Genomic DNA, 13,148 nt, shown 5'->3' on the forward strand with positions numbered 1-13,148 from the left:
TAGGTGTATTATGTCCAACTCAATCACCCAACCTTCTAGCAGATCGATCGCATTTATCGACACAGCCGTACCAGACTATCAAACTTTAGCAGACGGCGTTATCCCTGGAACCGAAGTAATTCTATTGGATTCTAACTGCAACGGCTTAGAACAAATTGCAGAAGCGTTGCAGGGAGGTAAATTTTCAGAAATTCACATCATCTCTCACGGCACACCTGGCAGCCTGGAACTAGGTAAAATTCAGTTGAGTTGGGAAAAGTTGAGCGATCGCGCCGACAATTTCCTCAAAGCAGTCAAGGCATGGACGCGCTGGCTAACACCAAATGCTGAAATTCTTCTCTACGGCTGCAATGTTGCTGAGGGAAATTTAGGTAAAGCATTTGTACAGCGCTTGAGTCAGCTAACAGGAGCTAGTGTTGCAGCTTCTTCCAGGCTTACAGGCATTGCAGCATTGGGTGGCGACTGGGAATTGGAAGTGACAGTAGGGAAAATTAAAGCACCTTTAGCATTTTGGCCACAAGTTCTGACAGGTTACAACTACGTTCTCTCCAGCTTCAGTGCGGCCACCAACTTCAGCGCCGGCTTGACTGCGACGGCAACTCCCATTTCGATCGCACCGGGCGACTTTAATGCAGACGGCTTCCCCGACTTAGCCGTGGCAAACCTTAACTCCAGAGATATTTCTATATTGTTAGGGACTGGTACGGGCAGCTTTGGTACTGCTGCCAACTTATTTAACCCTGGCAACGAGGTTCCCAATTCCATTGCAATCCGCGACTTTAATGCAGACGGCAACCTCGATTTAGCTGTGGCGAATCCTACCACTGGCACCAACGGCAATTTCGTTTCGATCCGGTTGGGGACAGGTACAGGTACTTTTGGTAATCCTACCAACTTCGGTCTGGGAATAAATCCAAAGGCGATCGCTGCGGGCGACTTTAATGGAGATGGCAAGCCCGATTTAGTCACAGCCGGTAGCAACATTTCAATTCTTTTGGGAGAGGGTACCGGTAGCTTTAGCACTCCCACTAGCATTAATGCAGCGGCATTTCTTTCGATCGCCACAGCCGACTTTAACGGCGACAACAAACTCGATTTAGTCGCATCGAACAATAGCCTTACTAACAACATTTCCGTGATGTTGGGAGACGGTATTGGCAACTTTAGCGCCCCCGTTAACTTTAGCGCGGGGACAGGGAATCATTCTGTCGTTACAGGCGACTTTAATGGTGACGGCAAACTCGATCTCGCCGCATCGAACACTGCCACTAACAACGTCTCAGTCTTGTTGGGGGATGGTACGGGTAATTTTGGTACAGCCATCAACTTTAGTGTCGGATCGTCTCCCGAATCTGTGGTAACGGGCGACTTTAACGCCGACGGCAAACTCGATCTAGCTGCATCCAACGGCGGCGATAACAACGTCTCAGTCTTGTTGGGGGATGGTACGGGTAATTTTGGTACGGCCACTAATTTTAGTGTCGGGACAATTCCCCGTTTCATGGCTGCGGCAGATTTTAATGCAGACGGCAAGTTGGATCTAGCTACGCCGAACTTTTCCTCTAAAGATGTCTCGATTCTGTTGAATTCACCCAATACAGTCAATTTTGGTGCGGCTACTTTCAGCGGTACAGAAGGAACAACAGACACAGTAATTAATATTCCCGTTATCATCAGTGGTGGCACTCCCTTAAACGATGTAGTTGTACCAATTGTTATCGATCCGAGTAGCACAGGCACCCAAAATTCAGACTACACGATTTCCCCTAACTCGATTACTTTCGCCGCAGGTGCAACAGGTTCGGCACTTACCAAGAATGTTGCATTTACTATTAAGCCTGACAATATTCCAGAGAACGCCGAAACCGCAATTCTCAATTTGGGTACAATTACTGGAGGCGTTGCTGGTACAACAAAACAAACAACACTGACAATTGCAGCTAACGGTCAAATTTCTTACGCCATTGCTGCTGGTATTCCCAGTATCCTCGAAGGCAACACAGGCACAACTCCTTTAACTTTTACTGTGACTCGCAGCGGCGGCACTGGTGCGGCGAGTAGCGTCAATTATGCGATCGCCGGAACTGCTGTCAACGGTACTGACTATAACAAGATCGGCGGTACTTCCGGGGCAACCGGTCTGACTGGTACGGTTAATTTCGCTGCGGGCGAGACATCCAAAACTTTGACGCTGGATGTTTTAGGCGATAGTGCGATCGAACCTGACGAAACTATTACTGTCACGTTATCGAATCCAGTTGCACCCGGTCAAACTCCGACAATTACAACTGCTAGCGCGACAACGACTATTACTAATGACGATACTGCCGGAATTGCAGTCAATCCCGTTAGCGGATCAGTGACGACAGAAGCGGGTGGCACTGCGACATTTACCGTCAAACTTAATACTCAACCTAGTGCTAGCGTGAGCATTGGTTTGAGTAGTGACAATCCGGCGGAGGGAAAAGTTTCTAGCAATAGTTTAACCTTCACATCTGCTAACTGGAATCAACCGCAAACGGTAACGGTGACGGGTGTTGACGACACCATTGCTGATGGCAGTAAAACTTATAATATCGTTACCGCTGCGGCTGTTAGTACCGACAGCAATTACAACAATGTCAATCCTTCGGATGTCAGCGTTACTAACAGCGACAACGAAACTCCTGGGATTACCGTTAACCCGACAGCGGGATTAACTACGACTGAAGCAGGCGGTACGGCTAATTTCAGCGTTGTCCTGAACACGCAGCCGATCGCACCAGTGGCGATCGCACTCACCAGTGACAATCCCGCAGAGGGAACTGTTTCGACAAATAGCCTAACTTTCACTCCCAATACCTGGAATACTCCGCAGCAGGTAACGGTAACAGGTGTTGACGACAGTGTAGCCGATGGCGATCGCGCTTACACTATTGTCACCGCTGCCGCTGCGAGCACTGATAGCAATTACAGCAACCTCAATCCCACCGATGTCACTGTTAGCAATAGCGATAACGATACAGCAGGTGTCAGCATTTCTCCTGCGAGCACAACTGCTACAGAAGGAGTTGCGACTGGCACTTATACACTTAAACTAAATTCGCAGCCAACTGCACCGGTCACAGTTAGCTTTAATACGGGCAGTCAAATAAATGCGATCGCCGCGATTAATTTCGATGCAGCTAACTGGAATGTCACGCAACCAGTCACTGTCACCGCTGTTGACGATGCGGTTGTTGAAGGAAATCATACGGGCAGTATTTCTCATACGGCTGCGAGTGCTGATGCTAAGTATAACGGAATTGGGATTGTGGACACGACGGTGGCGATTACCGATAACGATATAGCGCCGACACCAACACCAACTCCAACGCCGATACCGACGGGAACGCCATCACCGACACCAACTCCGACACCGACGGGAACGCCGACTCCGACACCGACGGGAACGCCGACTCCGACACCGACGGGAACGCCGACTCCGACACCGACGGGAACGCCGACTCCGACACCGACGGGAACGCCGACTCCGACACCAACTCCGACGGGAACACCGACTCCGACGGGAGCACCGCTACCGCCAGACTCAAATTCGCCGACACCGACACCAGTCACGCCAACACCAACGTCATCTGCACCGCGAAGGATTGGCAATGACACCATTGCTGGTGGCATCGATGCAAAGAATTGGTGCGGTGTAGAAGCTGGATTGGATAAACTTGAGAAAATTTTTGACAATCAATTACAGGCAGTTAACCTACCCATTATCGGCCCACTCAAGAACATTTCCCCAGATTTTATTAGCAACTTCAAGACTAAGCTAGTCGATGCAGTTAAAAATGGGGCAAATCAAACGACAGATCAGTTAGAAACAACTATCCGCAATGTACTTGGGTCAGAGTTCAAGGTTAAGGTAAATCAAAATTCTACTCAAGATGAAAATACTTTGCTAATTTACATTGGCAAACAATATCAAATTGCCGATGCTAACCTCTCCCAAAATTTAGCAGTACCAGGATTAGGTTTTACTACAGATGGAAAAGGACAATCAAAAGCGGATTTTGACTTGTCAATAGCTGTGGGTGTCAATAAAGATTTTGGTTGCTTTATAGATACCAACAAAACCAAGCTGACAGCTAATTTTGACGCAGGAATCGATGACAAGTTTAAGGCGAAAGGCAATTTAGGCGTTTTACAAGTTGACCTGAATAATCAAGCTCAAAATCCCACTAAGACTGAAGCTAAGTTTGCCGTCAATTTGAAAGATTTAGATAATTTGGGAGGTGCGAATGATGGCGATCGCTTAACTCTCTCAGAACTGAACGGCAACTATCAGTTGTCAGATTTATTCGATTCTACCTTAACTGCGAATGCTAATCTAGGTCTCCAAGCTAAAACTAGCATTAAGGACAATCCTGCTTTTCCTTCCTTCGGTTTCGATTTGGGTGTTAAGTGGCCGATCGTTAATTATGCTAACGGTCAATTAACGACACCGCAACAGCCAACAGTTAACATCGATAATGTCTCTTTTGAATGGGGGCAAACATTAGAACAGTTAGGTCAACAATTAAATCAGCTTCAGGACAATCTGAATCAAAATTTAATGCAAGTTAACTTGCCAATTTTAGGGAAACTGAAAGATGTTATCCCAGGCAATTCAGATGCTTTAAATTTCATTGACACTGTGAGGGAGAGTACGGTTAATGAGTTGAAGTCATTGAGTGTTAGCAGCCTCAGTTCTACCCTTCAATCTCTCATCCAAGACTCGATTGGTGGTAATTTCAATTCCGAAGCATTAGGTTCAAAATTAACTTCTGAATTTAGCCAGCGCTTTACTCAAAAACTTGCCAGCAATTTGCAAGAAGGATTAAGAAAATATTTCCCTGAGTCCGTCTCGACAAAATCTTTTCTAGGTCTCTATTTCCCCAGACCGAGTTTGAAGGTAATTGGTAATGGGACTCCAGACGATATCAACCTGCAAATTTCTCTAGATCGAAATTATGATTTCCCAGATGTTAACCTTTCTGGAGATTTAGGAATTCCGGCATTAGGTTTAAATGTCAATGGTAAAGCGCAATCCAAATTTGACGGCAATTTGTCCTTGGGATTTGGCGTCAATAAAGATTTTGGCTTCTATGTTGACACCAACAAAACTAAACTGGCAGCCAATGTAGAAGCTGGTCTCGATGATAATTTCAATGCCCAAGGTAACTTAGGATTTTTCCAAATAGACCTTGCCAACGATGCCAAAAATCCTACCAAAGCTCAAGCAAAATTTGCAGTAAAATTAAATGATTTGGATAATTTGGGAGATAATAATGATGGCGATCGCTTAACTTTCTCAGAACTGACCAGCAACTATCAGTTGTCAGACTTATTGACTCCCACCTTAAATAGCAGTGCTAATCTCGGTTTAAAAGCTAAAACTAGCATTAACGGGAATGCAGCTATCCCCTCCTACAACTTCGACTTAGCAGTCAATTGGCCGATTTTCAATTACGCCAACGATCAATTAACCGGGCCGCAAAAACCAAATGTTGCATTCAAAAATATGCAGCTCGACTTGGGTAGCTTTATCACGGGTTTTGCCAAACCTATTATTACCAAAGTCAATGATGTTGTTAACCCGGCTCGTCCTATCATTACTGCACTCAACAGCGATATTAAACTGCTGTCTGAATTCAGTGCTATCAGGGATTTCTTTGACCAAAATAACGATGGCAAGGATGGCAAGGTGACGCCGAAGGATGGTAAGGTGACGCTGGTCGAAGTGGGTGCAAAGCTGGCAGGCAAAAAGATCGATACTCGATTCCTAGATGCCCTTCAGTACATCGGCGAAGCAAGTCATTTGCTCAAGAGTCTTTCATCTCAAGAGGGCAACATTGCTATAGATTTAGGTGACTACGCGATCGATTTCGATGCCACAGATCCCAACGCTGATACTAAAACCGCTAAGACAACTAAAACCAAAATCCCGGCATCTCCCACTGACCAAGCTAAATCAAAGTCAAAGGGCAAGACTCAAGAGTTGCTGACCCTCTTTCAAAAGATGGATGGGCTGAGTTTTCCGATCTTGACCAATCCTCAATCTGCCATCGACTTGCTGATGGGTAAACCGGATGTCAACTTGTTCACCTATAAAGTGCCAAAACTAGACTTTAACTTCAAGATTGATCAAGAGTTTCCTATCTACTCCATTCCTAAGGTAAATGTAGGTGTCAACGGCAAGTTAGAGGGAGAGTTTGAAGCTAAAGCTAACTTTGCGTTCGGCTTTGATACTTCTGGACTTTCTCAATGGAAACAATCTGGCTTTAATGCCTCAGATGCCTATAAAGTTCTCGATGGCTTCTACGTGAGCGATCGCCAAAATGCGAATGGTACGGGAGACGATGTAAATGAACTCAAGCTCAAGGCTAGTATTAAAGCTAGCGGCGGGGTTAATGTTTTGGTAGCTAAAGCTTATCTCACGGGCGGTATTGAGGCGAATGCTAAGTTAGACTTGCTCGACGTGGGCGAAGACCTGAGCAAGGGCACCAGTGGCGATGGCAAAATTCATGCCTCAGAAATTACTTCCGGTATCAGTAATCCGCTGAACCTGTTTGAAGTCAATGGCGATGTAAAAGCCGCCCTAGATTTTAAGGCTGATTATCGCTCGGTCAAATTGAGCTGGACGGAACTCCCTAAGGTTACATGGAACACAGCTTACGAGAAGCACCTGGGTGAAATCAAACTGGCTGACTTCCGATTGGGAAGTGGTTCGACGCGCAAGAGTCGTGCCATTGACGGTTACATAACGGGTGGGCAAGTCTTCTTTGATGCCAACTTCAATGGGGTGCGAGATGATAATGAACCCTTCGCCTTTACTAACCCTGATGGCAGCTTCGACCTCACAATAGAACTAGAAAAGTTTGACAAAAATCAGGATGGCAAGATCGACTCTACCGAAGGCAAAATTATTATGACCAACGGGATAGATGTCTCGACCTATTTGCCTCTAGACACTCAGTTGTCTTCTACTCCCGAGTCAGAGGTGGTGACACCTTTAACTACCGTCATCGCTGAGTTAGCCCAGCAAGGTACTAACCCTGAAACTGCTGAAACTCAAGTGAAATCGGCGCTGGGGCTGCCGGCTGATGTTGATTTGGGCAGCTACGATCCGCTAGAAGCAATTACTCAAAACGATCCGAACGGGTTAGCTGTTTATGCCGCCCACGCCAAAGTACAAAATACCATTGTCTTGGTAACTAATTTAATTAGCGGTGCTTCAACCACTGCTAAAAATGAGATTGCCGATCGCATTATTTTCACCCTTGCCAACCAAATAAAATCTGGCACTCTCGATTTAAGCAATCCAGCACAATTGCAGACCATTATTCTGTCGGCGGCAGGCGAACTGCTTTCCCCGCAAGTATCTCCCATTGCCTCCGATGCTGCAAAAATTATTGCAGAGGGCAATCAACGGATTGGCGCGATCGCATCCAGCAATTCCTCGTCTTCAGATGCAGCCACCGAAATAGCCCGCGTACAAAAAGTCGAACAAGGCGAAGTCGCCAAAGACTTGCAGCAAGTAGCAGCAGGAAGTAAAACGATTCAGCAGGCGATCGCAGAAAATACAGGCGCATCCCTAAATACCCAAATTCAGTCGGCGACAGTTAACAACCCTACTGTCCGCAATACTGTAACAGATGATTCCAGCGCACCTTCAAATCCCGAAGAACCCTTCCCCGATAGCGGTATAGAATTAGTCAAAGATGGCCAAAACACTGTCGAAAGCACTGATGGTGATGATACCCTAGTCGGTAGCGCTGCTGATGATTTGTTGCGCGGCAAAAAGGGAAATGATTTCCTGTTTGGCCTTGATGGCAATGATTGGATCAACGGCAATCAAGGCAACGACTTGATCGATGGCGGAATCGGCGACGATACTCTCTACGGCGGTAAGGGTTTTGATACCTTGACAGGTGGTGCTGGCAATGACTTCATTTCTGGCAATCGAGGCGCAGATATCCTGATGGGTGAAAAGGGCGACGATACCCTCTACGGCGGTCAAGGCAATGATATTCTGCTAGGAGGTGAAGGCAACGATTACCTCAGCGGCGATTTGGGCGATGATACCTTGATTGGAGGCCTGGGGAGCGATCGCTTCTTACTATCTATTGATGCGGGCATCGATACTGTTGCCGATTTTGAAGATGGCAAAGATTTGCTGATTCTCGGTAAAGGAGTGACTTTCTCGCAATTGGCGATTACTGAAAGTAATGGCATAACTCAGATTAGTTTTGCCTCAACCGGAAAAGTTTTTGCTTCTCTAACTGGGGTATCTTCGAGTCTGATTAGTGTCGCCGATTTTGCCTCAATCTAATAGCAAGTAGTCGCAGATAACCGTAGTTATCTGCGACTCTCAGAAATTGGCGCTAACACTTAAAAACTAGAGAGTATATATACTTACCAGCAATCGTGATCAATTACAGTCAATCTCCGGAACCAGGCTAGACTTGGACGCAAACATATTCAGTAGAATTAATCTATATTGCCACGACGTTCACCAATAAACATGGCTATAGTTATACTTACTGATTTTCGCATTTCTGGGGGTATTGAATCCTACTCAATAAGGACTCAATACCCTCTTGCTGCTAAAGGCGAAGCGTGTTATAGCCAGAGGATCTCGGAGGAATTATCATGAACCTAAATTTAGATACTATTTTCTCACCGCTGATGAACCCGGCCCTGAATGAGTTTCAGGCTTGGGCTTTGCAAAACCCCCAGGAGGGCCTCAGCAAAACGATGCTGCCCGCGATCGCCCTAATTGAGGGTTTAATTGCCAACGAACCCACCTATTTGCAAATCAAACGGCTGGCTTTCGGGGCGAATTTTTGCTGCGCGGGACAAGTGGTGATGGGAGAGTTTGCCACACTCGAAGCAGCACTCACATCGCCCCAGGCGCGCGGATGGAGGCTGGGTACTTCTGTGCTCGATCCGGATCTCTCCCCCAACCAAGATGTCGGCGGTAGGAACCTGTTTTTGCTGTCTTTGTCCGATCGCGAACCAGACGGTAGCAGCAACCACGCAGCCTTCCGAAGCTGTATGCAGAAGTATCTCTTCAACAGTGCGACAACCACTCGCCAAGGAGACGAAATCAGCAGACGGTTACTCGATCGGCTAGCAGCAGATTATACCGAGATGCCGCACGGCGCGGGGGGAGCGTTTTTTACGGATGTGAAGCGCGGTTGGATGGGATTTTTAGTCCCATACCTGCACTACGTAATTTTTGGGATTAACCCAGATGACAAGCCTGCGATCGAACTTCTCACCGATTTACACTACATCCGCCAAAGCCCCGCGCACTACTTCGCCGTCGCCGGCAGCCTGCTGCAAAGCCTGAACCTGTTTGGACACGGGGATTTGTCGGCTCTCATCGAGCGCGCGGCGACGATTTACGAAAATTCTCCCGCTTTAGCCGACTTCGAGGAGAACTCGGAAAACAACGGGATGACTAGGCGGGAATTGGCGAAGCTGATGACAGCGATTATGGGGATAGCGGGACTGCAAGGCCCCCTGCACTTAGGTTACACGGCTATGGGATACCGCCCTCTACCCGCGTATAAAGGAACACAGACGGCTGAAATTAATCCGACTGAGTTTTGGGACGATCTCGATTTGGACGATCGCCAGTCGATCGAGCTTTTCCTCCTGGAATGCGCGCGCCTCTGGGCTCCCGTCAGCGCCACCCACCGAGTCGCCACAGAGCCATTTACCGCCACGCTAGGGGGCAAAGAACGCACTTTCCCCGCCGGCACCAAGGTACTGATACCGCTCAGTCTAGGGCTGCTTGACGGGAGTTTCTGGGGCTCTACGGTGTACGAATTCAACGCTAACCGCGAGAATTTGTGCCCTTATCATATGGGTTTTCATGCGGTGGGCGATCGCAGCGCGGGACGGATTTGCCCCGCTAAAGACGTTGCAATGAATATGCTGGTGGATGTGGTGAGTACAGTTGGTAGAGTTCGGCGATCGTAACAGGCAAGATGCCTGTTCCACAACACATCAAATTGCTTGTGGAGTGTCTCGCCCTTGCAACAGGCAAGATGCCTATTCCACAAGACATCAAATTGCTTGTGGAGTGTCCCGCCCGGCCTTGAAAAGAAGTCCACCTTCACGGACTAATAAATAAAGGGGGTATCTAACCTGACAGGAAATCACAACTATTTTCGAGGTTAAATAATACCATGTTAATCGAAACAAAAAAACTAAAAGACATCGCAACTTGGATGAAACCAGAGCATCCACCCGAATTCCCCGAAGCCCTGCAAGGTATCTTCTTTATGGACGGGAATATTTTGCCAGACTATTGTCTGACGATGTACAATTCAGAATGGAATGCTAACCAACGAACGTTATTGCTGCGGATTTATGATCCAGTTGTCTGGACATTTCATTCATCAATGGCGGGACGGATGTTACTTTATGCCGTCAAATTTTCTCGCTTCAGCTACTTGTTCCGCTTCTCGGATGCAGCTTTGCAGCACGGGCACATCACGCCGATCGTGTTTGGATTGTCTGTACCACCGTGGCTGATGGATTTTTTGATCGATCGAGATCCGAATACTCCGAATGGGGATATTTGGGATCGCAGAAACTCGTTTTTCGGCAGAGCTCCTGAAAAAGGCTATACACTCCGCAGAGTTGTCAACAAAGATGGAAACCCCACATCAGCGTTTCCAGATTTTTTGTCGAAAGTTGGCAGTGATTGTTTAATCATTGCTCAAGAGTGAAAATATTTAGGTTTAGGAAAACTACAAAACCCGCTTAATTCGGCGGGTTTTTGCGATCGCAGCGGCGGGATTTGAATCGGCGACCTCTACTATGCCAAGTTTGATATGATAGCCTATAAAGGCTATGCAGTAAGCTCTCCCAGGCTATTGTCAATTATTGATATCAATACTTTGGATAGTGTTTGATTGCCAACCTTAAAATAAGGGTTTCAGGGCGATTGCGCCATCGAGATCCGAAGGAAAAATCAAGGGTTTCAGACTCCTGTTTAAAAACTGTCCGGACTATTGATCCTTTACAGTGTAAAGCGGGAAACTAGAATGGGATATCACGAGTTCCCTGTAAAGTGCGATCGCCCTCTCCTCATGCAATATTGAGGGTAGGAAGTCTATCCGAAGCCACTTATCAGCCCAACAAAAAATCAGGGTTTCATAAGGATCTAAGTCAGTCTACACAAGCTCAGGACATCGCATTTATCTAGGTCAGTGTTTACAGGTTTGTAGTTTCTATTTGCTGAAGCTACTGCGTTCCCACTTGATTCAGGTAAATGAAAATAAACATTCTCAAAATAGCTGGTTCTTTGGAAGGACTTTTGCCGCGATTCAGCACAGGTTGGGAATTAAACTCCCTAGGTATTCACTTGGAAGGAATTTGTCATGACTAAAATTTCACAAATCGACTCTGATCAAATTGAGCAATTACTAAAACGCATCGAACAACTTGAAGCTAAGATGGAAGATGGTTCAGGTAGCGCAGAATCTGGCAAGGAAGCACAACATTTTTGTGCTATGCCAAAGGTTCCTCTACGCACCTTCGATGCGAGCGTGTCCCCGGAGCGCGCTCGTCTAATACAGTTCATCCAGAAGAAGTGGGTTAACGGTACAAAATTACGTTATTACTTTTTTGATAGTGGCCCAAATTCAGGCCCGAATGAGCAGAAGGAGATTGTCCGCCAAGGGTTTGAGGTGTGGAAAAAGGTAGGGATTGGTATCAAGTTTGAGGAGGTTCGGAACATCAGCGAGGCAGAGATAAGAATCGGCTTTCTGCAAGGGGATGGAGCTTTCTCATTTCTTGGCCGCGATGCGCTCGATATTCCTAAGCAAGGCGAGCGAACCATGAACTTTGGCTGGGATCTTCGGCAAGATCCCCGTGGGGTAGATGTCCCTGTTCACGAGATAGGCCACGCTTTAGGTTTCCCTCATGAGCACCAAAACCCGTTTGCAGGTATGGTATGGGACGAAGAAGCCGTTTATAAATATTTTGGCGCTCCTCCTAACAATTGGGATCGAGATACAACTTTTTATAATGTGCTCCAAAAGCTTGAAGTAGGAGAAGTTGAGGGGTCAAAGTGGGACCCGAACTCAATCATGCACTACGCTTTTGCAGCCGGACTGATTGAGAAACCTGTGGAGTACCACAAAGGATTAAAGCCTGCTGGCGGACTTTCTAAGCACGATGTGTCGCAGGTACAATTATTTTATCCCCCGCTTGATGACTCGAATTATACAGAACTTAAACCGTTCCATTCGGAGATTCTGTCCCTCGCGCCTGCTGAACAGAAAAACTTTGCGATTAACCCTTCTGCTACTCGAAGCTATACAATTGCGACTTTCGGCAAAGCAGATACAGTCATGGTTCTGTTCGAGGATCAGAGTGGTGATTTGAAGTATGTTGCTGGTGACGACGACAGTGGCACAGACTTGAATTCACAAATCAATGTTCGGCTTTATCAAGGTCGGCGGTATGTGCTGAGAATCCGCTTATACTCTAACTTGGCTCCTGGCGAAGCCTCAGTGATGCTGTGGTGAGGATTTCTCGATCGCACGCCATCAAATTCACCGCTGATTGAGAATAGGCAAAAATCCCTAAAAACAACAAAACCTTCTCGTTTGAGAAGGTTTTATCACGATCGGAGCGGCGGGATTTGAACCCACGACCCCTACTACCCCAAAGTAGTGCGCTACCAAGCTGCGCTACGCCCCGACAGCTTTAATAGCTTAGCATGGAATTCCCAAAAAAGTCAAAAAACTTTTAAAACTTTTGCAGCCTGCACCAAACTCGGAACCGCAGCCGCCGCCCAAAAACCCTCGCAGCGACGGCCAGTATTCAAGATCAACTGCACGCTGTAAGCTGCGGGATAGCCTTCTACCTGCACCCAAACCAAATCGCTTTCGGCCTCAATGGCGATTTTTTCCTCGTCCATCAACTCAGAAGCCATTTGACTCATTGTGGCGGCCAATTGTCCCAACAAGCGGCAAAAATCGTTTAACTCAGCCTCCGTAAGTTCGATCGCCCAACCCTCCCCAGCCACCAAACCCTGAAACTCCTGGGCCTCTGGGTTCCATCCCAAACGCCAGCCCGCACCAGTCTTAATTACACGTTCCATCGATCGA

Annotated in this window: 5 protein-coding genes and 1 tRNA gene; 4 read left to right on the forward strand and 2 right to left on the reverse strand. The window is 47.1% G+C overall.

Translation table 11 applies throughout. The features are described from left to right. Window positions 1-10 precede the first annotated feature (10 nt). The 4 genes from K4039_RS07865 (at window position 11) to K4039_RS07880 (ending at window position 12,563) form a co-directional block, all read left to right on the forward strand. Window positions 11-8,344 (forward strand): DUF4347 domain-containing protein, encoded by an 8,334-nt coding sequence (locus tag K4039_RS07865; protein ID WP_265234596.1) that lies wholly within the window; start codon window positions 11-13, stop codon window positions 8,342-8,344. Window positions 8,345-8,664: 320 nt separating this feature from the next. After that, window positions 8,665-10,002 carry a cytochrome P450 gene (locus K4039_RS07870; RefSeq protein ID WP_265234597.1) on the forward strand — a complete coding sequence of 446 codons (1,338 nt, stop codon included), beginning with the start codon at window positions 8,665-8,667 and terminating at the stop codon, window positions 10,000-10,002. Window positions 10,003-10,211: 209 nt separating this feature from the next. Beyond that, window positions 10,212-10,757, forward strand: coding sequence for a hypothetical protein (locus K4039_RS07875; RefSeq protein WP_265234598.1), 546 nt, complete (start codon window positions 10,212-10,214; stop codon window positions 10,755-10,757). A 654-nt stretch (window positions 10,758-11,411) separates the two neighbouring features. Then, window positions 11,412-12,563 carry a matrixin family metalloprotease gene (locus K4039_RS07880; RefSeq protein ID WP_265234599.1) on the forward strand — a complete coding sequence of 384 codons (1,152 nt, stop codon included), beginning with the start codon at window positions 11,412-11,414 and terminating at the stop codon, window positions 12,561-12,563. A 101-nt stretch (window positions 12,564-12,664) separates the two neighbouring features. Here K4039_RS07880 and K4039_RS07885 read toward each other — a convergent pair. Together K4039_RS07885 and K4039_RS07890 are read right to left on the reverse strand one after the other, a co-directional pair. Further along, window positions 12,665-12,738 (reverse strand) — tRNA-Pro (locus K4039_RS07885). A 37-nt stretch (window positions 12,739-12,775) separates the two neighbouring features. Beyond that, window positions 12,776-13,141: a DUF1818 family protein gene (locus tag K4039_RS07890; protein WP_265234600.1), complete on the reverse strand. Its 366-nt coding sequence runs from the start codon at window positions 13,139-13,141 to the stop codon at window positions 12,776-12,778. Between the last annotated feature and the right edge of the window lie 7 nt (window positions 13,142-13,148).

The organism is Lyngbya sp. CCAP 1446/10, from assembly GCF_026130175.1.
Classification (GTDB): domain Bacteria; phylum Cyanobacteriota; class Cyanobacteriia; order Cyanobacteriales; family Microcoleaceae; genus Microcoleus.

Excerpts from the sequence above, each read along its gene's own strand:
- K4039_RS07890 (WP_265234600.1), bottom strand. The coding sequence starts at position 13,141 with ATGGAACGTGTAATTAAGACTGGTGCGGGCTGGCGTTTGGGATGGAAC.
- K4039_RS07870 (WP_265234597.1), top strand. The coding sequence starts at position 8,665 with ATGAACCTAAATTTAGATACTATTTTCTCACCGCTGATGAACCCGGCC.
- K4039_RS07875 (WP_265234598.1), top strand. The coding sequence starts at position 10,212 with ATGTTAATCGAAACAAAAAAACTAAAAGACATCGCAACTTGGATGAAA.
- K4039_RS07865 (WP_265234596.1), top strand. The coding sequence starts at position 11 with ATGTCCAACTCAATCACCCAACCTTCTAGCAGATCGATCGCATTTATC.
- K4039_RS07880 (WP_265234599.1), top strand. The coding sequence starts at position 11,412 with ATGACTAAAATTTCACAAATCGACTCTGATCAAATTGAGCAATTACTA.